The following is a 25,302-nucleotide window of genomic DNA, read 5'->3' as shown; positions in this document are numbered from 1 at the left end:
TAACGGAAAAATGAAAGATCTCGGCTGATTAGAGATTCCCTTAAAATTATAGTAAAATACTCTTGAAAACGTTAGGAAATTGACAGACGAAATTCAAGGGAGCAAGGATAATGATGGGGAAACACGTAAATTATTTATGGCAAGAACAATTAGCAAATCAACATCAACGTTGGGGACTTAATGCTCAAGCTCAAGAACAGCTGGGAACCGTGACCTTTGTTGATTTGCGAGATGATTTAACAACCGTTGAAGCGGGGGTGGCTTTTGCCTCGATTGAAGGTTCAAAAGCTGTCTTGGAGTTAATAGCTCCGGCAGCGGGAACAGTTGTCCAAGTGCATACGGAATTGTTTGATCAACCAGAACTAGTTAATAGTCCTGAACGGGATCAGAACTGGTTCTTAGAAATTAAATAGTTTCGTTAAAGATAAAAAAGTGTCGCCAAATTGATTTTTAATTTGGTGGCACTTGTTTATTTTAAGAGTTTATCCCAAATGACAACTTGATGGCGTTCAAGTGACTGCGGAACAGCGATGATTCTTTGATTAGCGCTCCCTCGAAATTGTAACGAAAGGTCTTTTTGGGCTTCTAAGAAACGACCATCGACCAAAATATCTAAGAGTCCTAAGAGCTCTAACTTATCATTAGATTCTTGGAGCAACTCTTCCCAAGTGTAACCGGTTCAAGACCAAATATCTTTACTGGAGCCAAATTCTTGGCGGATGCGGTGGCAAAGTTGCAGGCAGACTTGCGTATTCAAAAATGGTTCGCCACCCAAAAGGGTTAAACCTTGGACATAGCTGTGGTTGAGATCGGCAATAATTTGTTCTTCTAATTCTTGGGAATAAGGATGACCATAATGAAAATTTTGGGCAGCTTTGTTATAACATCCTGGACAATTGAAAAGGCAGCCAGATACATAGAGACTACAGCGGACACCTTCTCCATCAACCGTATTAAAGGGTTTGTAACTGGCAATGTACTTTTGGCTGCGATTGGCTGCTAACCACTGTTGAGGTTGGGGATTATTAGGTTGACGTAATTTGTTAGTCGGCATTTAAATCACCCGCTCGTAAATTTTTAACCCGAGCGGCAATTTCTTGATGGCGGCCGTGAATCATGGGTCTAATCATCGGATTACCTAAATAACCGCAGGTTCGTTTAACGACGTCACAAGTTTCAGGATTCCGGTTTTGGCATTGCGGACATTCAAAACCCTTAGCTGTTGGTTTGAAATCACCATCAAAGCCACATTCGTAACAATGATCAATTGAAGCGTTGGTTCCTAAATAACCGACATGATCGTAGGCCCAGTTCCAGACTGCTTCTAAGGCAGCAGGATTTTGTTTGAGATTAGGGTATTCACAGTAGTGAATGAAACCACCAGCGGCATATTGAGGATAATCCTCTTCAAAAGTTAATTTTTCAAAGGGAGTTGGATTTTTGCGGACGTCATAGTGAAAGCTATTGGTGTAGTATTCTTTAGCTGTGATATCAGGAATTCGACCGAAACGTTGGAGGTCAGCTTCGCAAAAAGTATCTGTTAAAGATTCCGCCGGAGTAGAGTAGACGCTGAAATGATAACCGTATTCTTTTTCCCATTGTAGGCAAGCGTCGTGCAAGTATTTGACAATTTGAACGGTGAAGTCATGAGCCTGAGGATTATTTTCCCATTGCGGACCAAAAAAGGCAGTTCCGACTTCGTATAATCCAATGTAGCCTAGAGAAACAGTGGCCCGACTATTTTTGAAGAGTTCATCAACTGAATCGGTTGTTTTTAGACGTTGACCAAAACCACCATTTTCATAAAGAATCGGGGCATTTTCTGGACGAGCCTCTTTGCAACGTTTGATTCGCGTTAGGAGGGCCTTTTTGGTCAGTTGGACCCGGTCTTCCAAAATCTCCCAAAAGACGTCGGTTTGTCCCTGCGCTTCGATCGCAATCCTAGGAAGATTAATCGTCACGACTCCGAGATTCATTCGTCCACTGTTAACTTCTCGTCCTTGATCATCGTGCCAACCTTGCAGGAAGCTCCGACAACCCATCGGACACTTAAAGCTTCCTGTGATTTCAATAATCTTATCGTAAGTACATCAGGGTATATTCTTTTAGTGGCACATTCGACCGCTAATTGTTTAAGATCGTAATTAGGATCTCCCGGTTTTAAATTAAGTCCCCGCTTTAAAGTGAAGATTAATTTTGGGAAAATAGCAGTTCGGTGTTGTTTACCTAAACCTTGGATCCGAACTTGCAGAATTGCTTTTTGAATCTCGCGTTTAATCCAAGAAGTTCCTAAGCCAAAACCAACCGTCGTAAACGGAGTTTGTCCGTTGGAAGAAAAGAGAGTATTGACTTCATATTCTAAACCCTGCATGGCATCGTAAATGTCTTTTTTAGTTTTTTCCCGGGCGAAGGCTTCTTGTTGATCAGCTTGAACCCATTTTTGAGCTTCTTGAAGATGTTTTTGATAATTTAATTGCGCGTAAGGAGCTAAGAGTTCGTCCGTTCGATTGGAAGAGCAACCGCCGTATTGACTAGAAGCAACGTTGGCAATAATTTGGGACATTTGGGCAGTCGCCGTCTGAATCGACTTAGGTGGTTCTACTTCGGCGTTCCCAATTTTAAAACCATGAGCTAACATGTTTTTAAAATCAATTAGACAGCAGTTAGTCATTGCTGTTAAAGGAGAGTAATCTAAATCATGGTAGTGCGGTCTCCGCGCAGATGAGCCTTGGCGACCGTTTGGGGCATCATGGTTAGACCCAATGATTTACCAACCATTCCCGCAGTTAAATCCCGCCGGGTGCTAAAAATCTTGCTATCTTTATTGGCATTTTCGTGAACCAGATCTTCTTGACCTTGAAAAAGGGACTGAAGTTTCTGCTGGAGATTGATCGCTGTTTGCCACTTTTGGCGATCTTCCTGCCGATAGTTCTGATACTTTTAGGCTAAAGAAGGCTGTTGGCAGCCAAGCAAAGCTTGCATAAAAAATTTGCGAATAGTTTGACTAGTTAACGGGCTCTTGGTTTGCGTAACTTGATCGATAATCTGCTGTCGCAGTTGTTTTTTAGCGTTTCATCTGGACTTAAGGCAGCGAGGACTAAATCGATTTTATAAAGATAAAAGGGAACCTGTTCACCATCGACTTTAATGACAGTTTTTGATTTTAGAGTTTGCCAAGTGGGCTCTGCGGCGGCGGTTGCGTATACCATGAATTCATCCTTCTTTGTCGAATTATTAATCTCTTGATCTTAACTTCGGAACTGAACTTTTCAAAACTCATCTTAATTAATAAGGAAACGATCTGTTTTCTTTTAGGATTCAGATCGAAGCTTATAAAAAGTAAGGGAAGAAAAGAAAAAAATTAATTACAGCTACTACATTTAATTTTTACTAGTTACAACGGTAAGCACTGTTGGAGAAAAAGTAAAGCTTAACACGCAAGATATTGTTTTTTAAAACATAAACAATACTACATCTTGTATGAAAGCCTTTGGAGAAGGGAAGGAAGAACATTTACTCTAAAATGATTTTCCGGGCGAAAAGTTATCGGTGATGTTAGCAACTTTTTTAATTAGTAATTATTTTAGTAATTAGACCCAGAAGACTTGAAATTCTAGCGTCAGTCCAGTATTATATTAGAAGTGCTGAATTTAGGACTTTATTTATTCGTTTTTTGAATTCAAGCAATTACGGCGTTGATGTAAGAGGTTGCGACACGCCCGGGCGCTTTGCCACGGCAGGGCGGTCGGTAATTTTTACAGAGCCGGTATCTTAAGAAGATGCAAGAAGGAGGGAAATCCATGGCAAATCAAAAAATTCGTATTCGTCTCAAGGCTTATGAACATCGGATTATTGATCAATCTGCTGACAAGATTGTTGAAACTGCAAAGAGAACAGGGGCTAAGATCTCAGGTCCAATTCCTTTGCCAACCGAACGTTCCTTATATACAGTGATCAGTTCACCGCATAAGTACAAAGACTCACGGGAACAATTTGAACTTTTAACCCACAAGCGGTTAATCGATATTGTTGACCCATCACCGAAGACAGTTGATTCATTAATGAAACTCGACCTGCCAAGCGGTGTTGACATCGAAATCAAACTATAATTTTAAAAATTAACTTAAATCAATTAATGGAGGTGTACTCATGACCAAAAAAGGAATTCTTGGCAAAAAAGTTGGGATGACCCAACTCTTTACTGACCAGGGTGAATTGATTCCCGTAACTGTGATTCAAGCCACACCCAACGTCGTTATGCAATTGAAAACCAAAGAAAATGACGGTTACGAAGCTGTTCAATTAGGCTTTGAAGATCGTCGTGAGATTTTAACAAACAAACCTCAACAAGGTCATGCAAAAAAAGCTGATACGAAACCTAAGCATTATGTGCGCGAATTCCGCGGCGTAAACATGGACGACTATCAAGTTGGCGCAGAAGTAAAAGTAGATACATTCACCAGTGGTGATGTTGTTGACGTTACTGGTGTAACTAAGGGACACGGTTTCCAAGGAAACATCAAGCGTTTTGGACAAGCTCGGGGACCAGAAACTCACGGTTCACGTTATCACCGAATCCCAGGTTCCATGGGTTCAATTATCAATCGAGTCTTCAAAGGTAAGATGTTACCAGGTCGCATGGGTGGTAACCAAGTTACAACTCAAAACCTCGTCATCGTCAAAGTTGATGTTGAAAACAACTTGTTAATGATCCGGGGCAATGTTCCAGGTGCTAACAAGTCATTAGTTAAAATTCAAACTACCGTTAAAGGTATTAAAGGCCAGAAGAATGTTGGAGCCATCATCGCTGATGAAGCTCCAGAAGCTGAAGCCGCAAAATAGGAAGGGAGGCAACTAGGAATGGCACAAGTAGATGTGTTCAAACAATCAGGCGCTAAAAATGGCGCAACTGATGTGAAAGACGAAATCTTCGCAATTGAACCAAACAATCATGTAATTGCTGATGCTGTGATTATGCAACAAGCATCCTTACGTCAAGGAACTCATGCAGTTAAGAACCGTTCAGCAGTTCGTGGTGGCGGACGGAAACCTTGGCGTCAAAAAGGTACCGGACGTGCTCGTCAAGGTTCCATTCGGTCCCCACAATGGCGTGGCGGTGGAATTGTCTTTGGACCAACTCCAAGATCTTACGCTTACAAGATTCCCCGTAAGGTTTACCGTTTAGCTTTGAAATCTGTATTATCCCAAAAAGTTGCTGATCAAGAATTGATCGTGGTTGACGAATTGAAATTTGACCAACCAAGTACCAAGACTTTCAAACAACTTTTAGATAATCTCAAGATCAATGGTCGGACTTTAGTTGTTGTTGAAGCTGACAATACTAACGCTATCTTATCAGCCCAAAACTTACCACAAGTTAAGATTATTACAGCTGATGATGTTAATGTTTTGGATGTTATCAACAACCAACAAACAGTCATGACTCAGGCTGCATTAAAACAAATTGAGGAGGCACTTGGATAATGGCTGCACAAGATATCATTTTACGTCCTGTAATCACCGAAGCTTCCATGGCTGACATGGATGATAAGAAGTATGTCTTTGATGTTGCTGTGTCTGCTAACAAGATTCAAGTTCGCCAAGCCATCGAAGAAATCTTCAACGTTAAAGTTGCGCGCGTTAATATTATGAACATTAAGCCGAAGAAGAAGCGTGTTGGTCGTTATGTTGGGAAGACCAATCGCCGTCGGAAGGCAATCATTCAATTAACTGCCGACTCAGACGAAATCAAAATTTTTAATAAAGAATAATTAATCATAAATATAGGAGGTAAAGCGCGTGGGTATTATTAAATATAAGCCAACCACTAATGGTCGCCGGAATATGACCGGATCCGATTTCGCGGAAATCACCAAGACAACGCCGGAAAAGACCCTACTTGAATCCCAAAGCCATACAGCTGGTCGGAATTCATATGGTCAAATTACGGTTCGTCATCGTGGTGGTGGTCATAAACAAAAGTACCGTGTAATTGACTTCAAACGAACTAAAGATAACGTACCAGCAATTGTGAAAGCAATTGAATATGATCCTAATCGTTCAGCAAACATCGCTTTGTTACACTACGAAGATGGTGTGAAAGCTTATATCTTAGCTCCAAAGGGCTTGCAAGTTGGACAACGAGTTGAATCTGGTTCTCAAGCTGATATCAAGGTAGGTAATGCATTACCTTTAGCTGATATTCCAGTCGGAACTGTGATTCACAATATTGAGTTAAAGCCAGGCAAGGGTGGCCAATTGGTCCGTTCTGCTGGAACTTCTGCTCAATTATTAGGTCGTGATGGCAAGTACTCCTTGATTCGTTTGGTTTCAGGTGAAGTACGGATGATCCTTTCCGCTTGTCGGGCAACCATCGGTGCTGTTGGTAACGAACAACATGAATTGATCAATATTGGTAAAGCTGGTCGGAAACGTTGGATGGGTATTCGGCCTACAGTTCGTGGATCAGTTATGAACCCTAACGATCACCCACATGGTGGTGGTGAAGGTAAAGCTCCTGTTGGTCGTCCATCGCCACTTTCCCCATGGGGTAAGAAGACAATGGGTAAGAAGACTCGTTCTACTCGGGCACAATCTGAGAAGTTAATTGTGCGTCACCGGAAGAATAAGAGAAAATAATTTTTCGTAAGATAACAAGAAAAAGGGAGGTTGTCTAATGAGTCGTAGTTTGAAAAAGGGACCATTTGCTGATGCTCATTTAATGAAGAAAATTGAAGCTCAACAGGACCAAGACAAGAAATCTGTCATTAAGACTTGGTCACGTCGTTCCACTATTTTTCCTAGTTTCATCGGATTCACGATTGCAGTCTATAATGGAAGAAAGCACGTTCCAGTTTATATTCAAGAAGACATGGTTGGACACAAGTTGGGCGAATTCGTTCCAACACGGACTTTCCATGGTCATAGTAAAGACGATAAGAAAACCGGAGCATAGAAAGGAGAGATTAAACGATGGCAGAACAAATTACTAGCGCCAAAGCAATTGCTAAAACCGTTCGGATTGCGCCTCGTAAGGCTCGCCTTGTGATGGAGCTTATCAAAGGTAAGAATGCTGCTGAAGCTTTAGCAATCTTGCAATTCACTCCGCGTGCGGGTTCCCCGATTATTGCGAAGGTTTTAAAGTCCGCAATTGCTAACGCTGAACACAATTACGATTTGGACGCTCAAAACTTAGTTGTTAGTGAAGCCTATGTCAACGAAGGACCAACGCTCAAGCGTTTCCGTCCTCGGGCTAAAGGTTCCGCTTCCCCAATTAATAAGCGTACAAGTCACATTACAGTTGTGGTTTCCGAAGTCGAATAAAATCCATAAGGAGGGAAAAACGTGGGTCAAAAGATTAATCCAGTCGGTTTCCGTGTTGGCGTCATCCGTGATTGGGATGCCAAATGGTATGCTGATAAAAAAGATTTTTCCAAGTATTTACTTGAAGATTTAAAGATCCGTAAATTTATTGAGACCAAATTAGCTAATGCTTCCGTTTCACGTATCGAAATTGAACGGGCTGCTAAGAAGATCAATGTTTCCATCCATACCACTAAGCCAGGAATGGTAATCGGTAAAGGTGGTTCTGAAGTTGAAAAGTTGCGTAAAGAAATTAACGCTTTAACAGGTAAGAATATTCACGTAAACATCGTGGAAATTAAGAAGCCTGATTTAGATGCTAAGTTAGTTGGCGAAAGCATTGCGCGGCAATTGGAAGCTCGGATCGCTTTCCGTCGGGCTCAACGTCAAGCAACTCAACGTTCACGTCGGGCCGGTGCTAAGGGTATTAAAACTCAAATCTCTGGTCGTTTGAACGGAGCTGACATGGCCCGGACTGAATGGCATACTGAAGGAACTGTGCCTTTGCACACCTTGAGAGCTGATATTGACTATGCTAGTGTTGAAGCGACAACTACCTATGGAAACTTAGGTGTTAAGACATGGATTTATCGTGGTGAAATTTTACCAGATAAGCCTAACCATAACCAAAGTAAGAAGAATAACGGAGCGAAAGGAGGAAACTAATCGATGTTAGTACCTAAGCGAGTTAAATATCGGCGTGAGTTTCGGGGCAAAATGCGTGGCGCTGCTAAAGGTGGCCGCCAAGTTGCTTTCGGAGAATACGGCTTACAAGCTTTAGAGTCTCATTGGATTACTAACCGCCAGATCGAGGCCGCTCGTGTCGCTATGACACGTTACATGAAGCGTGGTGGTCAAGTATGGATTAAGATTTTTCCTCATAAGTCTTATACAGCTAAAGGTGTCGGAGTCCGGATGGGTTCTGGTAAAGGTGCTCCTGATGGCTGGGTTGCAGTTGTCAAGCGGGAAAAGATTTTGTTTGAAATCGGCGGTGTTTCCGAAGAAGTTGCTCGTGAAGCTTTGAGACTTGCATCCAACAAGCTCCCAATCAAGACCAAGTTTGTAAAGCGTGAGGAAGTAGGTGGCGAATCTGATGAAAACTAGTGAAATTAGAGAATTAACCACTGCTCAAATGCATGATAAAGAAAAGCAATATAAAGAAGAATTATTCAATTTGCACTTTCAACAAGCAACCGGGCAATTAGAAAATACTGCAAGATTGAAAAAAGTTCGTAAAAACATTGCGCGCATTAAAACAGTGTTGAGTCAACAAGAATTAGAAAATAAATAGCGGAAGGAGAGAAATTAATTGAGCGAAACCAAAGCAACTCGTAACCATCGTAAAGTTTACCAAGGTCGCGTTATTTCTGATAAGATGGACAAAACCATCACCGTTTCGGTGGAAACTTATAAGACTCACCCGACTTATGGCAAACGATTCAAATATTCCAAGAAATTTTATGCTCAAGATGACAATAACGAAGCAAAAATTGGCGATATTGTGCGTATTATGGAAACTCGTCCTTTGTCCAAGCTTAAACGCTTCCGTTTAACTGAAATTGTTGAAAAAGCCGTTAAAATTTAGTCGGTAAAATTACAACTATCAATCTTGAGAGGAGGATTTCAACTTGATTCAACAAGAAACCCGTTTGCGTGTTGCTGATAACTCTGGCGCACGCGAAATATTAACCATTAAAGTTTTAGGTGGGTCCGGTCGGAAGGTTGCCAATGTTGGTGACGTGATTGTCGCAACTGTCAAACAAGCAACACCAGGTGGCGTTGTCAAAAAGGGTGACGTCGTTCGGGCCGTGATCGTCCGGACCGTTTCCGGTGCTCACCGTCCTGATGGTTCTTACATCAGCTTTGACGAAAATGCTGCGGTAATTATCAACAACGATAAGACACCTAAAGGTACTCGGATCTTTGGTCCCGTAGCCCGTGAATTACGGAATAATGATTTCATGAAGATCGTTTCATTAGCACCAGAAGTTTTGTAGACAGGAAATTCCAAAGGAGGTGCTCGACCTGTGTTTGTAAAAACCGGCGATAATGTCCAAATTATTTCAGGAAAAGACAAAGGTAAATCTGGCGTAGTTTTACAAGCTTTTCCCAAAACCAACAAGGTGACAGTTAAAGGGATTAACATGATCAAAAAGCATCAAAAGCCATCCCAAACTGATCCCAACGGTGGAATTAAAGACGTCGAAGCTCCGCTCGATGCATCAAATGTCAAAGTAGTCTCAGCTCCTGCTGAAGACGCTAAGACGGAAGATAAATAATCATTACGGAAGGAGGACTTAAACTCAAATGGAAAATGCTTTGCACAAGAAATATGTTGAAGAAATTGTTCCAAGCCTCGTAAAGAAGTTCAACTATGCATCCGTTATGCAAGCCCCAAAGATTGACAAGATTGTCTTAAACATGGGTGTTGGTGATGCAGTTGCAAACTCCAAGAACTTGGACAATGCCGTAGAAGAATTAACTTTAATTTCAGGTCAAAAGCCTTTAATTACTAAAGCTAAGAAATCAATTGCTGGCTTCCGCTTACGTGAAGGAATGGCAATTGGAGCTAAGGTAACCCTTCGAGGAGAACGGATGTATGACTTTTTAGATAAGCTCATCAACGTTTCTCTTCCTCGAGTTCGTGATTTCCACGGGGTTAATAATCGTTCATTTGATGGCCGTGGGAACTATACTCTCGGAATCAAGGAACAATTAATCTTCCCAGAAATCGATTATGATAAGGTCAGCAAGGTTCGGGGATTAGATGTTGTCATCGTAACCACCGCCGAAAGTGACGAAGAATCAAAAGAACTTTTGACTCAAATTGGAATGCCATTTGCTAAATAATATAGGAGGTCAAGCTATTGGCTAAGAAATCGCTCATTGCTAAGAATCATCGTCCAGCAAAGTTTTCATCACAAGCTTATACCCGCTGCGAAAACTGCGGTCGTCCGCGTTCGGTTTATCGCAAATTTAAGCTTTGCCGTATTTGCCTTCGTGATTTGGCACATAAGGGTCAAATTCCTGGGATCAAAAAAGCTAGTTGGTAGAAAAATAACTTAGGAGGTCAGCAAATGTCTATGACAGATCCGATTGCGGATTACTTAACCCGCATCCGTAACGCGAACATGGTACGTCACGCTTGTGTGGAAGTTCCAGCTTCCAACATGAAGAAGAGTATCTCCGAAATCCTCAAGCGCGAAGGTTTCATTCGGGATTACGAAGTAACTGAAGATCATAAGCAAGGAATGATCAAAGTTTATTTGAAATATGGAAAAGACAACGAACGGGCAATCACCGGTTTGAAGAAAATCTCAAAACCTGGTTTGCGTAGCTACGTCAAGGCTGATGCTGTTCCTAAAGTCTTAAATGGCTTAGGAATTGCGATCTTGTCAACATCTGAAGGTGTTATGACAGATAAGCAAGCTCGGCAAAAGACTGTCGGCGGCGAAGTTATTGCCTACGTTTGGTAATCTCATATAATTAAGAGGAGGTGCGCTTAGCGTGAGTCGTATCGGAAATAAAGTAATTGATTTACCGAAGGACGTAACCGTGACTGTTGATCAAACAAATCACGTCGTGACCGTTAAAGGTCCGAAAGGTGAGTTAAATCGTCGAGTTAGTCCCAAGATTACAATTACTCAAAATGATAATGAAGTAAAGTTTGAACGTAGTAACGATAATGATCGAGCAATTCATGGGACAACTCGGGCCAATGTGAACAACATGGTCGTTGGAGTGACCGCTGGTTTCCAAAAAGACCTCGAATTAGTTGGGGTTGGATACCGGGCTCAAAAGAAAGGGACAACTTTAGTTTTGAACGTTGGTTATTCTAACCCCGTTGAAATGACTGTTCCAGAAGGTTTGAATGTTGAAGTTCCTTCAAATACTCAAATCCAAATTAGCGGAATTGACAAGCAAGAAGTTGGTCAATTCGCAGCTGTTGTTCGTGATGTTCGTCCACCAGAACCTTATAAAGGTAAAGGGATTAAGTATGCTGACGAACAGATTCGTCGTAAAGAAGGTAAGACTGGTAAATAAAACCAGATAACTGATTAAATTTATGAGGTGAAAATTGTGATTACCAAACCAGATAAAAACAAGACACGTGCTCGACGTCATAAACGTGTTCGTGCAAAAATCTCTGGTACTGCACAGCGCCCACGCTTAAATGTGTTTCGTTCCAATAAAAACATCTACGCTCAATTAATTGATGACGTAGCGGGTGTAACGCTAGCAAGTGCCTCAACTCTCGATCAAGAAATTACTGCCGGTAACAAAACTGAACAAGCTGCTGCTGTGGGCAAATTAATTGCCGACCGGGCCGTAAAGTTAGATAAGACCGAAGTTGTCTTTGATCGTGGTGGTTATATCTATCATGGACGGGTGCAAGCTTTAGCTGATGCAGCCCGTGAGAATGGTTTGAAATTTTAGAAAGGAGGAATAAATTTATGGCTTTTGTTGATCCATCACATTTAGAATTAGAAGATCGTCTCGTTTCCATTAACCGGATTACTAAGGTTGTTAAAGGTGGTCGTCGGATGCGGTTCGCAGCCATTGTTATCGTGGGTGATAAGAATGGTCACGTTGGCTTAGGAACTGGTAAAGCTCAAGAAGTTCCCGAAGCAATTCGCAAGGCGGTTGACGATGCAACCAAGAGTTTAGTTGAAGTGCCAACAGTTGCAACCACCATTCCTCATGAAGTTATTGGTCGTTTCGGTGCTGGTCGGGTAATGTTGAAGCCTGCTGTTGCTGGTTCTGGAATTGCTGCAGGTGGTTCCGTCCGGGCCGTTATGGAATTAGCCGGAATTGAAGATGTAACAAGTAAGTCTTTAGGCCGTAATACGCCAATTAACTTGATTCGAGCAACTATGGATGCTTTGACAAGATTAAAGACCGCCCAAGAAGTAGCAGAATTACGTGGTATTTCTGCAGAAGAATTACAAGGTTAGGAGGGACACACAATGGCTGATCAAATTAAAATAACTTTAAAGCGTAGTGTGGCACACCGGATTCCTGAACAACGACGCGTTGTTAAAGAATTAGGCCTTGGCCGGATTAACAGTTCAGTTGTGAAACCTGACAACGCTGCGATTCGGGGTGCAGTCTTGAAGATTGCGCATTTAGTTGAAGTAGAAGCAGTTAAATAATTATCCAGAGGAGGTGCCTTTCTAATGAAGCTACATGAATTAAAAACTAGCGCTGGTTCTCGTCATGCTCGCAAGCGAGTTGGTCGGGGAACATCATCCGGATTTGGTAAGACTTCTGGTCGAGGCCAAAAGGGTCAATTAGCTCGAAGCGGTGGTAAGACGCGGATCGGTTTTGAAGGTGGACAAATGCCTTTATTCCGGCGGATGCCTAAGCGGGGCTTTAACAACATTAATCGTAAAGAATATGCAGTTGTTAATGTCCGGGACTTAAATCAATTCGATGCTGGAACAGAAGTAACAGCGCAAACTTTACAAGAAGCCGGCGTAATCAAGAAAGAACTCGCAGGAGTTAAGTTGTTAGCTAACGGTAAGTTAGAGAAGAAGTTAACAGTGAAAGTCAGCAAAGTATCAGCTGCCGCAAAAGCAGCAGTTGAAGCTGCAGGTGGATCTGTCGAGGTGATTTAATGCTAGGAACGCTCAGAAATGCTCTCAAAGTTAAAGAAATACGAAAGAAAATTTTCTTTACATTATTGGTACTGGCAGTATATCGGTTAGGAGCGCAGATCACAGTTCCAGGTATTAATGTTTCCGCATTGGAAAAAGTTAGTTCTTCGGGACTAATTCCTTTGCTGGATACCGTTAGTGGTGGAGGGCTGTCAAACTATTCCATTTTTTCGATGGGAGTTTCGCCCTACATTACCGCACAGATTGTCATTCAATTATTACAGATGGATATTGTTCCGAAGTTTGTCGAGTGGAGCAAGCAAGGTGAAGTGGGGCGGCGTAAGCTGAATCAGGTAACTCGTTACTTGACAATTATCCTTGCTTTTGTGCAATCGATCGGAATTACCGCTGGTTTTAACGTCTTAAGTGGGATGGGCTTAGTCAATAAGCCTGATGTACAAACTTTTGTAACCCTTGGGATTATTTTAACTGGGGGCTCGATGCTTTTAACTTGGATGGGTGAACAAATCACTGATAAAGGAATTGGAAATGGTGTTTCGATGATCATCTTTGCCGGAATCGTCGCCCGTTTACCTTATAGTCTTTATCAGATCGTCAAAGAAAGAATCATCAGTTCGACTAGTTCTGATTGGTGGTTTAATCTCTTGATTGTGGTTTTAATTGTAATCGCAGTGTTGTTAGTTACTCAGATAACAACCTTTGTGCAACAAGCTAACCGAAAAGTACCGATCCAATATACACGCCGGGCGACCAGTGGGGGCTCTGAAAGTTACCTACCATTAAAAGTCAATGTTGCCGGTGTGATTCCCGTAATCTTTGCCAGTTCTTTGGTGGTCACACCATCGACGATTTTGATGGCTTTTCAGGGTTCACACGGTGGCGAAAACTGGTTTGAAATTTTAAAGAATATCTTTAGTCTGCAAACAACGACTGGTTCAATTGTTTATACAGTATTGATTGTTCTCTTTACTTTCTTCTATGCTTTTGTGCAAGTTAATCCGGAAAAGTTATCTGAGAATCTTCAAAAGCAGGGAGCTTATATTCCTGGGGTTTGGCCAGGAAATGCGACTGTGAAGTATGTCTCAGGAGTTTTGTTACGGTTATCAACCGTTGGTTCAATTTTCTTAGGTTTGATTGCTTTACTACCGCAGTTAGCAACTAACATTTTTGGTTTACCGCAGTCAATTGGCTTAGGTGGAACGAGTTTGTTAATTGTTGTGGGGGTAGCGATTGAAACTAATCGCCAACTGGAAGGTCTGTTAATGAAACGTAAATATGTCGGATTTATTCGTGAATAAAAGTGGAGATGAGAAAATGAATTTAATGCTGATGGGTTTACCGGGAGCCGGTAAAGGGACGCAGGCTGAAAAAATTGTGGACACTTATTCGGTGATTCACATTTCGACTGGAGATATGTTTCGGGCCGCAATGGCTAACGAAACTCCGGTCGGAGTCAAAGCCAAATCTTTTATCGATCAAGGTGAGTTAGTTCCTGATGAAGTGACGAATGCAATTGTCAAAGAACGCTTAGGCCAAGCAGATTTGGCAAGTCAAGGTTATATGTTAGATGGCTTTCCACGCAACATTGATCAAGCTCATGCGTTGACTCAAATTAATCAGGAACTAGGTAAAACTTTGGATGCAGTTATTGATATTCAAGTCGAACCGAAAGTTTTGGTTGATCGTTTATCTGGACGTTTCATTTGTCGGACTTGTGGAGCTACTTATCACAAGTTGTATAACCCAACTAAAGTAGAAGGAACATGCGATCATTGTGGGGGTCATGACTTCTACCAACGGGAAGACGACAAGCCGGCAACGGTTAAGAATCGTTTGGATGTTAACCTAAAGATGAATGCTCCTTTAGTTGATTTTTATCAACAAGCAGGAATTTTGCATCAGGTTAATGGTGATCAAGATATTGCGGAAGTTTTTGCAGAAGTTCAAACTATTTTAGATCAAATTAAATAATTATTGGCAATTACGACAAAAAATGATATACTCTTCTGGTATATTTTGTGGTGAGTGCGGAGCTCTCACTATTTTTGTGTTTAACAAGAAACGAGGAGGAAGCTTTTTTGGCTAAAGATGATGTAATCGAAGTAGAAGGAACCGTTTCTGATACTTTGCCAAATGCAATGTTCAAAGTGCAGTTGGAAAACGGGGCAACTATTTTGGCGCATGTCTCAGGCAAAATTCGGATGCACTATATTCGGATTTTACCAGGGGATAAAGTTACTGTGGAATTGTCACCGTACGACTTAACTAAGGGACGAATCACTTACCGTTTCCGTTAAACCAGAATTGTGGGCGCACTCTTAAGGTCCGTTAGTTGAGATGGGAGGATTTATTTATGAAAGTTAGACCATCAGTTAAACCAATGTGTGAACATTGTAAAGTTATCAAGCGCAAGGGTCGCGTGATGATTATCTGTTCAGCCGATCCCAAGCATAAACAAAGACAAGGTTAATATAAAAGGAGGTTAAGTAGATGGCACGTATTGCAGGTGTGGATTTACCTCGTGATAAGCGAATTGTGATTGCCCTAACTTACATTTACGGAATTGGCAACACTACTGCGCAAAAAGTTTGTGCAGCCGCAGGTGTTTCAGAAGACATTCGGACACGTGATTTGACTCCGGACCAAGAAGAAAGCTTGCGTTCACAAGTTGATCAAGTCAAAGTCGAAGGTGATCTCCGACGGGAAGTCAACATGAATATCAAACGATTGCAAGAAATTGGTTCTTATCGAGGCATGCGTCATCGTCGTGGTTTACCGGTTCGCGGACAAAACACGAAGAATAACGCTCGGACTCGTAAGGGTAAGAAAACCAGTATTGCTGGTAAGAAGAAATAATTAAGAAGGAGGTAAAAACATGGCAAATAAAAGAACCTCACGCAAGCGTCGAGTAAAAAAGAATGTTGAATCCGGTGTGGCACATATCCATTCAACTTTTAACAACACGATTGTGATGATCACAGACACACACGGGAACGCTATTTCTTGGTCTTCAGCTGGTGCTTTGGGTTTCAAAGGTAGTCGGAAGTCAACTCCTTTTGCTGCTCAAATGGCTGGTGAAGCTGCAGCTAAGGAATCGATGGAACATGGTATGAAGAGCGTTGAAGTTGCGGTTAAAGGCCCTGGCTCCGGACGTGAAGCTGCCATCCGTTCCTTGCAGACAACAGGTTTAGAAGTTACGGCGATTAGAGATGTGACCCCCGTTCCTCATAACGGTTCTCGTCCACCCAAGCGTCGTCGCGTATAGTTTTGACCTCAAGCATAAGATTTAATTTCGTTCATAAAAATCGTTGTTGAAAGGGGCAAAACATAAATAATGATTGAATTCGAAAAACCTGTTATTACCAAGATTGAAGAAGCAGATAACTATGGCAAATATGTCATTGAGCCGTTAGAGCGCGGTTATGGAACCACACTCGGTAATTCTTTAAGGCGGGTTCTCTTGGCTTCTTTGCCAGGAACGGCGGTATCTGACATTCAAATTGATGGTGTCTTACACGAATTTTCAACCATTGATGGCGTCTTGGAAGATGTAACGGAGATTGTCTTAAATGTTAAGAAGTTATCTTTAAAGTTATATTCGGAAGATGAGAAAAAAGTTGAAATCAATGTCGACGGACCACATCAAGTGACGGCGGCTGATATTCAAACTGACGCTGATTTGGATATTTTAGACCCCGATCAATATATCTGTTCTGTTGCCGAAAATGGTCACTTCCATATGGTCATGACAATTAAATCCGGCCGCGGTTATGTTTCCGCTGATCAGAATAAGACAGATGAAACTCCAATTGGAGTATTACCTGTTGATTCGATTTTTACCCCCGTTTCTCGTGTCAACTACCAAGTTGAAAATACCCGAGTAGGGAAACGGAATGACTTTGATAAGTTAACTCTCGATGTTTGGACTAATGGTTCCATTGATCCACGGGAAGCGATTAGCTTAGCTGCTAAAGTTTTAACCGAACATTTGGCCATCTTTGTCGAGTTAACCGATGAAGCTCGCAATGCAGAAATGATGATCGAAAAAGAAGAAACTCGTAAAGAGAAGAAACTAGAAATGACCATCGAAGAATTAGACCTTTCGGTACGTTCTTATAACTGTTTGAAACGAGCCGGGATTAATACTGTACAAGAATTAACTGATAAAACTGAATCAGAAATGATGAAGGTGCGCAACCTGGGACGGAAGTCTTTGGAAGAAGTTAAAGTTAAGTTAGACAACTTAGGTTTATCCCTTCATTTAGATGATTAAGTTACAAAGGAGGCAAAAATATGAGTTATCGTAAACTTGGTCGGGCTTCAGATCAACGGAAAGCAATGTTACGTGATTTGACTACTGATTTACTGATCAATGAACACATTGTGACTACGGAAACCCGAGCTAAAGAAGTTCGTCGAACCGCAGAAAAGATGATTACCTTGGCTAAACGAGGCGATTTACATGCTCGTCGTTTGGCTGCGCGTTATATTCGTGATGAAGTTGCAAGCATTAACGAAGAAGACGATGCAGTTGTTGTTCAATCTGCTTTACAAAAATTGTTTAGCGATATCGCTCCCCGATATCAAGATCGTCAAGGTGGCTACACTCGCATCTTGAAGACAACTCCGCGCCGCGGTGATGCAGCTCCGATGGCCATTATTGAATTAGTTTAAGCGCACCATCCGATTTTTTTAAATAGCTATTTAAAATATCATTCTTTCGATTAGTAGTGAGCGTAACGATGTTGGTTTAAAAACTAAGTCTAGCTCTAATGTTTTATCGCTACTTTTCGGGAATGATTTTTTTGTACATATTAACTTGGAACGAAAGCCCCATCTGATCGTGGTTTATGATAAGATACAAGTAAAAACAAAAGCAGTTCATGGTGAATAAATGGAACCAATAATTGAATTAGATCAAATTATTTTTACTTATGAGGGGGCCAACAGGCCGACCCTGAAGGAATTATCCTTGCGGGTCCAACCCCAGCAATGGTTAGCCTTAGTAGGTGTTAATGGGAGTGGCAAGAGTACTCTAGCCCAGATTATTAACGGCCTCTTAGAGCCGCAATCAGGTCGAGTTTTGATTACGGGGAGCCAATTAACGGCTGATAACGTTTGGCAATTACGCCGACAGATGGGAATTATCTTTCAAAATCCTGACCATCAGTTTGTAGGGGCTACTGTCGCCGACGATGTGGCCTTTGGTTTAGAAAATCAAGGAATGCCCCGGGAACAAATGATCCAGCGGGTTAATTGGGCTTTGAAACGAGTTAAAATGACCGCTTTCGCAGATAAGGCGCCCCAAATTCTTTCCGGGGGACAAAAGCAACGGGTGGCAATTGCCGGTGTAATTGCCGTCCAACCCCAAATTATTATCATGGATGAATCAACCAGCATGTTAGATCCGGTAGGGCGAAAAGATATTTTACAAATTATGCGTCAGCTGCAAAGAGAATTAGGAATTACCGTAGTCTCAATTACTCATGATTTAAGCGAAATTGTGACCGCTAATCAAGTAGCAATTTTACAAGCTGGTCAAATCGTCCAACAGGGCACTGTGGCTGAGGTCTTCAGTCATTTAGATGATTTACAGGCCATGGGGCTATTACCGCCCTTTACTCAGCAGATCCAACAAAAATTACGGACAGCTGGAGTTCCTCTTCCAGCCACTTATCAAACGAAGCGGAGGTTACTGGAAGAATTATGGCAATTACATTCCAACATGTAACACATATTTATCAAGCCGATGGCCCCTTGGCCTATACCGGTTTGGATGATGTCAGTTTCACAATTGTTCCCGGCAGTTTCACCGCGATCATTGGTCAAACGGGTAGCGGAAAATCAACTTTAGTCCAGCACCTAAATGCTCTTTTAAAACCAACTCAAGGTCAAATCCAAATTGGTGAACGTTTGATTACTCCCGAAAGTAAAGATAAACATTTAAAACCTCTCCGGCGAAAAGTGGGGATGGTTTTTCAATTTCCTGAAGCTCAATTGTTTGAAGAAACAGTTCTTAAGGATATTAGCTTTGGTCCGCAAAATTTTGGGGTTAGTGTCAGTGAAGCAGAAAAAATTGCCCGGGAAATGTTAGATTTGGTTCGCTTACCAACGGAAGTAGCAGATAAGTCTCCCTTTGATCTATCGGGAGGGCAAATGCGGCGGGTAGCGATTGCTGGGGTTCTGGCTCTCCAACCAGAAGTTTTAGTTTTGGATGAACCAACCGCCGGCCTAGATCCTCAAGGTCATCTAGAATTGATGGAACTCTTTGCGGATCTCCACCGGCAGGGAAAAACAATTATTCTCATTTCCCACCAGATGGAAGATGTGGCTAATTATAGCCAACAAGTGCTGGTTTTGGAGCAAGGCAAACTGCTCCGCGACACAAACCCGGAAGAACTTTTTAGTGATAGTGACTTTATTAAAAAACATCACTTACAACAACCTGAAAGTAGCCGTTTTGCGCGTCGTTTAGCGGAACGAGGCTTTGAATTCCCCTCTCTCCCAGTAACTCCCGATCAACTGGTTCAGGCTTTATTGCCACAATTAGGGGAGGAAAAGCATGGGTAAATTATTAATTGGCCGCTATATACCGGGGGATTCTTTGATTCATCGGCTTGATCCGCGCGGAAAATTCATTGCGACTTTTTTCTTTGTCGCGATTGTCTTTTTGGCCAATAACTGGTTAACTTATCTCGTTTTGGCGGTTTTTGTAGCAATCTGTATTCTTCTATCACAGGTCTCTTTAAGTTTCTTTATTAAAGGAATTCGACCGATGATCTTTCTGATTTTGTTCACAGTTGTTTTACAAATTTTGTTCACGCCGGGAGGTCATCCTTTTTGGCACTGGGGAATCTTTTCCCTCTCGAAATTGAGTTTAATTAATGGGGCCTTTATTTTTATGCGTTTTCTCTTAATTATCTTTATTTCGACCTTATTGACTTTAACGACTATGCCGCTTCAATTAGCTGACGCCATTGAAGCCCTTTTAAAACCACTTCGTCTGGTCCATTTTCCGGTTGATGAAGTAGCCTTGATGCTCTCAATCGCCCTACAGTTTATCCCCTTATTATCAGATGAAACTACCAAGATTATGAATGCTCAACGGGCTCGGGGAGTTGATTTTGGAAGTGGCAATTTGTTGAAACAAATTAAAGCCGTGATTCCCATCCTGATTCCTTTATTTGTCAGTAGTTTTAATATTGCCTATGATCTTTCGATTGCGATGGAATCGCGTGGCTATCACGGAAGTGAGGGTCGGAGTAAATATCGAATTCTCCATTGGCAACTACAAGATAGTTTAGTCTTAGTTGTTTTTCTGGCCTTGGCTGGGGGCTTAATCTATTTACGGAGTTAGAAAATGACAGTTTATAAGTTAACCGTCCAATATGACGGAACTCGTTACCACGGTTTTCAAAAGCAACCACACTTATTGACGATTCAAGGCGTGATTGAGCAAGCTCTGGCGAAGATGACTAAAGGGCAGGCAGTTGAAGTAATTGGATCTGGCCGGACGGATGCTGGAGTCCATGCTTTAGGGCAGGTAATTTCTTTTAATTACCCGGGAAATTTACCGGCCATTAGTATGTTACGGGCTTTGAATAGTCTAATGCCCTTGGATATCTTGTTTACTGATTCCCAGATTATGCCTGTGGATTTTAACGCTCGCTTTGCGGTAGTCAGTAAAATTTATGAATATCGAGTGGCTTTAGGCAGATATACGAATCCCTTTTTGCGGAACTATACGGGGCACTTTCCTTATCCGCTGGATCTGGAAAAGATTCGCCAAGCCCTGCGAGATTTGGAGGGGACACATAATTTCACTAGTTTTGAGGCCAGTGGTGGGGTGATTAAGAATAAGGTTCGGACAATTTACCAAGCCGAGTTAGTAACCGAAAATTATCCTCAAGAATTGCGCTTTACTTTTCATGGCAATGGTTTCTTATACAATATGGTTCGAATTCTGGTTGCGACTTTATTGGAAATTGGTAGTGATCGGCGGCCAGTTCATGATTTACAGCGACTCTTTGAAGTAGAAGATCGCCAGCAAGCCCGCGTGACTGCTCCCGCCAGCGGCTTATTTTTACAAAAAGTTTTTTACGAATAAATTGACTATTGTCTCGATTGGTAGTATATTGGTAGATGGTATTGTTTACCCCACGATAGGCCCCGGAATCTTATTGAGTGTGTAAACAGACACAGATATTGGAGGAAAACAAATGCGTACAACACCATTAGCTAAACCAAGCGAAGTTGAACGTAAATGGTATCTGATTGATGCAACTGATGTCGTTTTAGGACGGTTATCTTCAGCTGTAGCTGCAATTTTACGCGGCAAGAACAAGCCAACATTTACCCCGAACGTTGATACTGGTGATAATGTAATTATTATTAATGCTGAAAAGATTAAATTGACTGGCAATAAGGCCAAGGATAAGATTTACTATCACCATAGTAATCATCCGGGTGGCATGAAAGCTACACCTGCAGGCAAGATGCGGGCCGAGAAGCCAGAACGTTTAATTGAAACTTCGATTCGCGGCATGTTGCCAAAGAATTCCCTTGGTCGTCAACAGTTCAAGAAGCTCTATGTTTATGCCGGTTCAGAACACAAACATGCAGCACAACAACCGGAAACTTTAGATATTAACAAGTTGATTTAAGGAGGAAAATAATTTGGCACAAGTATCTTATGCTGGCACTGGCCGTCGGAAAGACTCAGTTGCACGTGTACGCTTAGTTCCTGGTAAAGGAAACGTAACGATTAATAATCGGGCTGCAGAAGATTATATTCCATCAGCAAGTCTGATCAAGGACTTTAAGCAACCCTTAGATATTACTGAAACAGCAGAAAGCTATGATGTTTTGGTAAATGTCTTTGGTGGTGGCTTTTCTGGTCAAGCTGGAGCAATCCGTCACGGAATTGCCCGTGCTTTACTAGAAGTTGATCCTGATTTTCGTGGTCCTTTGAAACGAGCAGGCATGTTAACCCGTGACCCTCGGATGAAGGAACGGAAGAAGCCAGGTCTGAAGAAGGCTCGGAAAGCATCACAATTTAGTAAACGTTAATTATTACTTTTTGAAAGACACGCTGTGGAAGAGATTCCAGAGGGTGTTTTTTTGTGCTTTCAATTTTGGAAAATTTTTCTAATAGCTGATATTTCAGAGGATAAATTATATTTATTATGTAATTAGAAAACATAAAGGCGGTATTCCTTCAAAAATAAAATTCGAGGATAGGAAACTCATTATTTTACATAATTGGAGAGAGGGTCGTAAATGTTTATGAGAGAGGTAATAGGAGCAATTGAACAGAAAAATACCAATTTATCCACCGATCAGTGGGTAAATTGGTATTTATTTGAAGAAATGGTTTTCCTACTTCTTAGATTTTAAGACGGCTAGTTTATCAATCCTTTTTACTTTTCTAATGAGTGAAAGACTAGTTAAGATCAAAGAAATAAGAATTAAAACTATTGAGATGGGGATACTCATGAAGTTTATTTTTGCGGGAAAGGACATCTCGTTAGAGGCGATTGCATTGCCAAGGAGCTTGTAAACTAGGGGACTTAATATTGATCCAATAATGATTGAAAAGCCGACTAAAATGTCGTTTTCTATTAGAATAAGTTTATTTATGGCAAAATTACTTAACCCCAAGGCTTTTTCAATTGCGATATCTCTTTGCCTTTCGAAAATATTGATTGAGCTAATATTGTAAATAACGGCGAACAATAACAGTATAGACATGAGGACAATCATTGCAAGGATCGAATCAACGGATTTAGAAGCTTTTTGATAATTAGATATTTGTTTGTTCTTGATAATTACATTATTAATTTGTGGGTTAGCCAGCAGCTTCTTTTTAACGGTAGTTAGATTATTAGTTTTGATAAAAAGAGATTGAACAGGAAATTTTAAAGATTTGTTTTTATTGAGGTATTCGAAAGTCGTATATAGTCCTTGACTAGTATAACTGAGATAGATACCTTTAACTTTAGCTTTTAGATTTTTGAAGTTATTATTGGCAGTAAGAATCTTGAAGTTGAGGGTTTCTCCAGTTTTAACCTTCAGATTGTGAGCTAACTTTTGCGAAATGTAGATACCGTCTAATTTTTTAAAGGAGAGTAATTTTCCGGCAGAAGATTTCAAGGCAATCGTCTTTGTGGTGTCATTAACTAAATTGATGTTTAAATCTTGTCCACTCAGTTTGATGGGGACAATGGAGTATCTGTCCAGTTTTCTATTTTGATAAAGGTCTGAATTGAGATTACTTTGATCTTTAGTAGCAACAGTAGCACTTAAATCATATTTTCTTAAGTCGTGAAATTCAGTTCTTATAATTTAGTTTAGGGAAAATTTGAGTCCAAAGGAAGCTACTAAAGCTGTGAAGCAAAGAGAAATAACGATAATACTAAATACGAATTTTAGTTTTCCGGTGGTTATATTACGAATTAGTAATTTTGTTGTCAGCGAGATATGCTTCCAGAAGTAACTAAAATGTTCAAGAATTGTGGAAGCATCCTTATCTTTCTTTTGAGCCTGCAGCCCATTTAATAGTGGTTCATTTAAAATCTTATTTGTAGTAACAAATAAGGATAATAACTCGACTAAAAGTGTGATTGCAAAAGATAGGTTAATCATGGTTAGGGAATTTGAATGAACCATTTTAGGAAATTCGAATAAAATTCCAAGAGTTGATTTAATAAGTGGGGGAAAGATAAATCTTCCAATTAGGATCCCTAGTAAAGGACCAACAAGTGAGATAATTATTCCTGGGAGAAAAAGATAGCATAAAATATTACTTTTGGGAATCCCGAGGGCTTTTAAAATTGAAATTTCGTAACGTTGATTACTAATCTGTTTGGAAGAGCTTAGCAAGGTAATAGCGGCTGCCAAAATTATGAATACCAGGGGAAGTACAATTGCTATCCCTTTGATAGTATCTAGCTTGTTTTCTATCATCTTGTAACTTATAAGATTCTTTCGTTTTGTAATAACTAAATTATGATCAATACTTGCAATTTGCTCGATGATTCTATTTATTTTGGAGTGGGGGTGCTTTTTTATTACCAGAGTATTAATACGTAGGTCTAAACTTTTTAGATAGTTTTTGGAAATGATTGAATAGCCATATTTTTGATGATTAGGAACGGGTTCTGAGGGATCTTCAGTTAAGTATAGATAGCGGGGGCTTCGGACCGTTCCAGAAATTAGAAGATTAACGGTATTGTTATTGATTTTAAGTTTAAGATGGTCGCCAATTTTTAAATTGTTTTTATTTAAATATAAACCATCAAGAGCAATTTCGTTCTTTTGTGGATAGTGCCCTGATAACAGAGTTATTTTATTGATTTTATCATTTTTAGAATAACCATTAATGATTAACTTTGAGTTTTGCCGGTTTCCCTGAATTGTAAATTTTAGAATTAAATTGGCCAGATAACTCCAGATCTTCCAAATTATTTGTCCGATAGTAGCTACTGAACGTTTGGGATAAGTCATTATATGATGTTGACAAGCCGATAAAGCAAGATACGCCAATGGTGATTATTATTAGTAAGGAGAGGAGCTGCGAGAGATCTTCAGTAAATAGTTCACGAATAAATTTCTTAAAGATATATTTCATCAGCTCTCTCCTTACCATTCCAAATTTGATACTTTAATTTTTTTCTTGTTTATATATAACTTTTCTATTTGACCATCTTTTATCTGAATAACCTTATCGGCCATTTTGGCTAACTCGGTGTTGTGGGTAATGATAATTGTGGTCTTTTTATATAACTTATTAAAATCTGATAGTAGTTGTAAAACCTCTTTACTAGTTTTAAAGTCTAGAGCGCCCGTTGGTTCATCGCATAGTAGCAAGATAGGATTTTTAGCTAAGGCCCTTGCGATAGCGACCCGCTGTTGTTCTCCCCCAGATAGATGCGAAGGAAATTCTTGGGCTTTATTAGCTAAACCAACTTTTTTTAAAATTTCTGCGGCATTTAAAGGATTCTTGCTATAGTTACTAGAAAACTCTACATTTTCTAAAGCGGTTAAATTAGAGATTAGATTATAAGATTGAAAAACAAAACCAACATCTTCGCGACGATAAGTTGATAATTGCTTCTCCGAAAATTGCTAATGTCTTGATTATTGATTAAGATGTTTCCTGACGAGGGAGAGTCCATCCCCCCCAATCAAATTTAAAAGGGTACTTTTTCTGGCCCCACTAGCTCCTAAGATGACAACTAGTTCACCAGTATTAAGTTCGAAGTTAAGATCATTAACGGGCTTGATAATTGTATCCCCAGAACGATAAGTTTTCATGAGAGAT

The 25,302-nt window shown here is 40.7% G+C and carries 38 protein-coding genes and 3 pseudogenes; 36 read left to right on the top strand and 5 right to left on the bottom strand.

What is annotated here, in order from left to right; all coding sequences use genetic code 11:
- Nucleotides 1-110 precede the first annotated feature (110 nt).
- Nucleotides 111-413, top strand: coding sequence for a glycine cleavage system protein H (locus tag HU830_RS02545; RefSeq protein ID WP_176942230.1), 303 nt, complete (start codon nucleotides 111-113; stop codon nucleotides 411-413).
- A 56-nt stretch (nucleotides 414-469) separates the two neighbouring features.
- On the opposite strand, the pseudogene nrdG reads toward HU830_RS02545, so the two are convergent.
- Nucleotides 470-1,054: pseudogene (gene nrdG, locus HU830_RS02540) on the bottom strand (anaerobic ribonucleoside-triphosphate reductase activating protein).
- Nucleotides 1,044-3,209, bottom strand: a pseudogene (nrdD, locus tag HU830_RS02535) (anaerobic ribonucleoside-triphosphate reductase). The pseudogenes nrdG and nrdD overlap by 11 nt, the downstream one beginning before the upstream one ends.
- A gap of 591 nt (nucleotides 3,210-3,800) precedes the next feature.
- Here nrdD and rpsJ point away from each other — a divergent pair.
- The 35 genes from rpsJ (at nucleotide 3,801) to rpsI (ending at nucleotide 22,049) form a co-directional block, all read left to right on the top strand.
- On the top strand, nucleotides 3,801-4,109 hold the full coding sequence (gene rpsJ, locus HU830_RS02525) for a 30S ribosomal protein S10 (protein WP_176942228.1): 309 nt from the start codon (nucleotides 3,801-3,803) through the stop codon (nucleotides 4,107-4,109).
- A 40-nt stretch (nucleotides 4,110-4,149) separates the two neighbouring features.
- Nucleotides 4,150-4,842: a 50S ribosomal protein L3 gene (rplC, locus tag HU830_RS02520; RefSeq protein WP_176942227.1), complete on the top strand. Its 693-nt coding sequence runs from the start codon at nucleotides 4,150-4,152 to the stop codon at nucleotides 4,840-4,842.
- An 18-nt stretch (nucleotides 4,843-4,860) separates the two neighbouring features.
- Nucleotides 4,861-5,484, top strand: a complete 624-nt coding sequence (gene rplD / locus HU830_RS02515; protein ID WP_176942226.1) for a 50S ribosomal protein L4 — start codon at nucleotides 4,861-4,863, stop codon at nucleotides 5,482-5,484.
- Nucleotides 5,484-5,771: a 50S ribosomal protein L23 gene (gene rplW, locus HU830_RS02510; RefSeq protein ID WP_176942225.1), complete on the top strand. Its 288-nt coding sequence runs from the start codon at nucleotides 5,484-5,486 to the stop codon at nucleotides 5,769-5,771. The genes rplD and rplW overlap by 1 nt, the downstream gene beginning before the upstream one ends.
- Nucleotides 5,772-5,799: 28 nt before the next feature.
- Nucleotides 5,800-6,639 carry a 50S ribosomal protein L2 gene (gene rplB / locus HU830_RS02505; protein WP_176942224.1) on the top strand — a complete coding sequence of 280 codons (840 nt, stop codon included), beginning with the start codon at nucleotides 5,800-5,802 and terminating at the stop codon, nucleotides 6,637-6,639.
- A 37-nt stretch (nucleotides 6,640-6,676) separates the two neighbouring features.
- Nucleotides 6,677-6,955 carry a 30S ribosomal protein S19 gene (rpsS, locus tag HU830_RS02500; protein WP_176942223.1) on the top strand — a complete coding sequence of 93 codons (279 nt, stop codon included), beginning with the start codon at nucleotides 6,677-6,679 and terminating at the stop codon, nucleotides 6,953-6,955.
- A gap of 17 nt (nucleotides 6,956-6,972) precedes the next feature.
- The gene (rplV, locus tag HU830_RS02495) at nucleotides 6,973-7,323 is read left to right on the top strand and encodes a 50S ribosomal protein L22 (protein ID WP_176942222.1); all 351 of its coding nucleotides are present in this window, start codon (nucleotides 6,973-6,975) and stop codon (nucleotides 7,321-7,323) included.
- Nucleotides 7,324-7,344: 21 nt separating this feature from the next.
- Nucleotides 7,345-8,028, top strand: a complete 684-nt coding sequence (gene rpsC, locus HU830_RS02490) for a 30S ribosomal protein S3 (protein ID WP_176942221.1) — start codon at nucleotides 7,345-7,347, stop codon at nucleotides 8,026-8,028.
- A gap of 3 nt (nucleotides 8,029-8,031) precedes the next feature.
- Nucleotides 8,032-8,466, top strand: coding sequence for a 50S ribosomal protein L16 (gene rplP / locus HU830_RS02485; protein WP_176942220.1), 435 nt, complete (start codon nucleotides 8,032-8,034; stop codon nucleotides 8,464-8,466).
- Complete coding sequence (gene rpmC / locus HU830_RS02480) at nucleotides 8,456-8,653, top strand: 50S ribosomal protein L29 (RefSeq protein WP_176942219.1); 198 nt, start codon at nucleotides 8,456-8,458, stop codon at nucleotides 8,651-8,653. Before rplP ends, rpmC begins: the two co-directional genes overlap by 11 nt.
- An 18-nt stretch (nucleotides 8,654-8,671) precedes the next feature.
- Nucleotides 8,672-8,947: a 30S ribosomal protein S17 gene (gene rpsQ, locus HU830_RS02475; RefSeq protein WP_176942218.1), complete on the top strand. Its 276-nt coding sequence runs from the start codon at nucleotides 8,672-8,674 to the stop codon at nucleotides 8,945-8,947.
- 43 nt (nucleotides 8,948-8,990) lie between these two features.
- On the top strand, nucleotides 8,991-9,359 hold the full coding sequence (gene rplN, locus HU830_RS02470) for a 50S ribosomal protein L14 (protein ID WP_176942217.1): 369 nt from the start codon (nucleotides 8,991-8,993) through the stop codon (nucleotides 9,357-9,359).
- 30 nt (nucleotides 9,360-9,389) lie between these two features.
- Nucleotides 9,390-9,641, top strand: a complete 252-nt coding sequence (gene rplX, locus HU830_RS02465; RefSeq protein ID WP_176942216.1) for a 50S ribosomal protein L24 — start codon at nucleotides 9,390-9,392, stop codon at nucleotides 9,639-9,641.
- A gap of 28 nt (nucleotides 9,642-9,669) precedes the next feature.
- The gene (rplE, locus tag HU830_RS02460) at nucleotides 9,670-10,212 is read left to right on the top strand and encodes a 50S ribosomal protein L5 (protein WP_176942215.1); all 543 of its coding nucleotides are present in this window, start codon (nucleotides 9,670-9,672) and stop codon (nucleotides 10,210-10,212) included.
- Between the two features lie 17 nt (nucleotides 10,213-10,229).
- Nucleotides 10,230-10,415: a type Z 30S ribosomal protein S14 gene (locus tag HU830_RS02455; RefSeq protein WP_176942214.1), complete on the top strand. Its 186-nt coding sequence runs from the start codon at nucleotides 10,230-10,232 to the stop codon at nucleotides 10,413-10,415.
- Between the two features lie 24 nt (nucleotides 10,416-10,439).
- Nucleotides 10,440-10,838: a 30S ribosomal protein S8 gene (gene rpsH, locus HU830_RS02450; RefSeq protein WP_176942213.1), complete on the top strand. Its 399-nt coding sequence runs from the start codon at nucleotides 10,440-10,442 to the stop codon at nucleotides 10,836-10,838.
- A gap of 31 nt (nucleotides 10,839-10,869) precedes the next feature.
- A complete protein-coding gene (gene rplF / locus HU830_RS02445; protein WP_176942212.1) occupies nucleotides 10,870-11,406 on the top strand; it encodes a 50S ribosomal protein L6 in 537 nt (178 codons plus the stop codon).
- A gap of 27 nt (nucleotides 11,407-11,433) precedes the next feature.
- On the top strand, nucleotides 11,434-11,799 hold the full coding sequence (gene rplR, locus HU830_RS02440; RefSeq protein WP_324196260.1) for a 50S ribosomal protein L18: 366 nt from the start codon (nucleotides 11,434-11,436) through the stop codon (nucleotides 11,797-11,799).
- A 17-nt stretch (nucleotides 11,800-11,816) separates the two neighbouring features.
- Nucleotides 11,817-12,317 carry a 30S ribosomal protein S5 gene (rpsE, locus tag HU830_RS02435; RefSeq protein WP_176942210.1) on the top strand — a complete coding sequence of 167 codons (501 nt, stop codon included), beginning with the start codon at nucleotides 11,817-11,819 and terminating at the stop codon, nucleotides 12,315-12,317.
- Between the two features lie 12 nt (nucleotides 12,318-12,329).
- Nucleotides 12,330-12,515, top strand: a complete 186-nt coding sequence (rpmD, locus tag HU830_RS02430) for a 50S ribosomal protein L30 (RefSeq protein ID WP_176942209.1) — start codon at nucleotides 12,330-12,332, stop codon at nucleotides 12,513-12,515.
- 24 nt (nucleotides 12,516-12,539) lie between these two features.
- Nucleotides 12,540-12,980 (top strand): 50S ribosomal protein L15, encoded by a 441-nt coding sequence (gene rplO / locus HU830_RS02425; RefSeq protein ID WP_176942208.1) that lies wholly within the window; start codon nucleotides 12,540-12,542, stop codon nucleotides 12,978-12,980.
- Nucleotides 12,980-14,278 carry a preprotein translocase subunit SecY gene (gene secY, locus HU830_RS02420; protein ID WP_176942207.1) on the top strand — a complete coding sequence of 433 codons (1,299 nt, stop codon included), beginning with the start codon at nucleotides 12,980-12,982 and terminating at the stop codon, nucleotides 14,276-14,278. The genes rplO and secY overlap by 1 nt, the downstream gene beginning before the upstream one ends.
- Before the next feature lie 16 nt (nucleotides 14,279-14,294).
- Nucleotides 14,295-14,951, top strand: coding sequence for an adenylate kinase (locus tag HU830_RS02415; RefSeq protein WP_176942206.1), 657 nt, complete (start codon nucleotides 14,295-14,297; stop codon nucleotides 14,949-14,951).
- Between the two features lie 107 nt (nucleotides 14,952-15,058).
- Nucleotides 15,059-15,277 (top strand): translation initiation factor IF-1, encoded by a 219-nt coding sequence (infA, locus tag HU830_RS02410; RefSeq protein ID WP_176942205.1) that lies wholly within the window; start codon nucleotides 15,059-15,061, stop codon nucleotides 15,275-15,277.
- Nucleotides 15,278-15,333: 56 nt separating this feature from the next.
- Nucleotides 15,334-15,450: a 50S ribosomal protein L36 gene (gene rpmJ / locus HU830_RS02405; protein WP_045922249.1), complete on the top strand. Its 117-nt coding sequence runs from the start codon at nucleotides 15,334-15,336 to the stop codon at nucleotides 15,448-15,450.
- A 20-nt stretch (nucleotides 15,451-15,470) separates the two neighbouring features.
- Nucleotides 15,471-15,836, top strand: a complete 366-nt coding sequence (gene rpsM / locus HU830_RS02400; RefSeq protein ID WP_176942204.1) for a 30S ribosomal protein S13 — start codon at nucleotides 15,471-15,473, stop codon at nucleotides 15,834-15,836.
- A 19-nt stretch (nucleotides 15,837-15,855) separates the two neighbouring features.
- Entirely contained in the window at nucleotides 15,856-16,245 is a 390-nt protein-coding gene (gene rpsK / locus HU830_RS02395; protein ID WP_176942203.1) for a 30S ribosomal protein S11, read from the top strand.
- A 69-nt stretch (nucleotides 16,246-16,314) separates the two neighbouring features.
- On the top strand, nucleotides 16,315-17,253 hold the full coding sequence (locus HU830_RS02390; protein ID WP_176942202.1) for a DNA-directed RNA polymerase subunit alpha: 939 nt from the start codon (nucleotides 16,315-16,317) through the stop codon (nucleotides 17,251-17,253).
- 20 nt (nucleotides 17,254-17,273) lie between these two features.
- Entirely contained in the window at nucleotides 17,274-17,654 is a 381-nt protein-coding gene (rplQ, locus tag HU830_RS02385) for a 50S ribosomal protein L17 (protein ID WP_176942201.1), read from the top strand.
- Nucleotides 17,655-17,874: 220 nt separating this feature from the next.
- Nucleotides 17,875-18,711: an energy-coupling factor transporter ATPase gene (locus HU830_RS02380; RefSeq protein ID WP_176942200.1), complete on the top strand. Its 837-nt coding sequence runs from the start codon at nucleotides 17,875-17,877 to the stop codon at nucleotides 18,709-18,711.
- Nucleotides 18,687-19,550: an energy-coupling factor transporter ATPase gene (locus HU830_RS02375; RefSeq protein ID WP_176942199.1), complete on the top strand. Its 864-nt coding sequence runs from the start codon at nucleotides 18,687-18,689 to the stop codon at nucleotides 19,548-19,550. Before HU830_RS02380 ends, HU830_RS02375 begins: the two co-directional genes overlap by 25 nt.
- Entirely contained in the window at nucleotides 19,543-20,337 is a 795-nt protein-coding gene (locus tag HU830_RS02370; protein WP_176942198.1) for an energy-coupling factor transporter transmembrane component T family protein, read from the top strand. Before HU830_RS02375 ends, HU830_RS02370 begins: the two co-directional genes overlap by 8 nt.
- Nucleotides 20,338-20,340: 3 nt before the next feature.
- A complete protein-coding gene (gene truA, locus HU830_RS02365) occupies nucleotides 20,341-21,087 on the top strand; it encodes a tRNA pseudouridine(38-40) synthase TruA (protein WP_176942197.1) in 747 nt (248 codons plus the stop codon).
- Nucleotides 21,088-21,199: 112 nt separating this feature from the next.
- On the top strand, nucleotides 21,200-21,643 hold the full coding sequence (rplM, locus tag HU830_RS02360) for a 50S ribosomal protein L13 (RefSeq protein ID WP_176942196.1): 444 nt from the start codon (nucleotides 21,200-21,202) through the stop codon (nucleotides 21,641-21,643).
- 13 nt (nucleotides 21,644-21,656) lie between these two features.
- Nucleotides 21,657-22,049 carry a 30S ribosomal protein S9 gene (gene rpsI, locus HU830_RS02355; RefSeq protein ID WP_176942195.1) on the top strand — a complete coding sequence of 131 codons (393 nt, stop codon included), beginning with the start codon at nucleotides 21,657-21,659 and terminating at the stop codon, nucleotides 22,047-22,049.
- A 309-nt stretch (nucleotides 22,050-22,358) separates the two neighbouring features.
- Here the strand turns inward: rpsI and HU830_RS02350 are convergent, their stop codons facing one another.
- The 3 genes and pseudogenes from HU830_RS02350 to HU830_RS02340 form a co-directional block, all read right to left on the bottom strand.
- Nucleotides 22,359-23,132 (bottom strand): ABC transporter permease, encoded by a 774-nt coding sequence (locus tag HU830_RS02350; RefSeq protein WP_176942194.1) that lies wholly within the window; start codon nucleotides 23,130-23,132, stop codon nucleotides 22,359-22,361.
- Between the two features lie 192 nt (nucleotides 23,133-23,324).
- A complete protein-coding gene (locus HU830_RS02345) occupies nucleotides 23,325-24,524 on the bottom strand; it encodes an ABC transporter permease (RefSeq protein ID WP_176942193.1) in 1,200 nt (399 codons plus the stop codon).
- Between the two features lie 96 nt (nucleotides 24,525-24,620).
- Nucleotides 24,621-25,295: pseudogene (locus tag HU830_RS02340) on the bottom strand (ABC transporter ATP-binding protein).
- Between the last annotated feature and the right edge of the window lie 7 nt (nucleotides 25,296-25,302).

It is taken from the genome of Bombilactobacillus apium, from assembly GCF_013385145.1.
Classification (GTDB): Bacteria; Bacillota; Bacilli; order Lactobacillales; family Lactobacillaceae; genus Bombilactobacillus; species Bombilactobacillus apium.
Note: the sequence above shows the minus strand (reverse complement) of the source record. Positions and strands in the feature narration are given on the sequence as shown.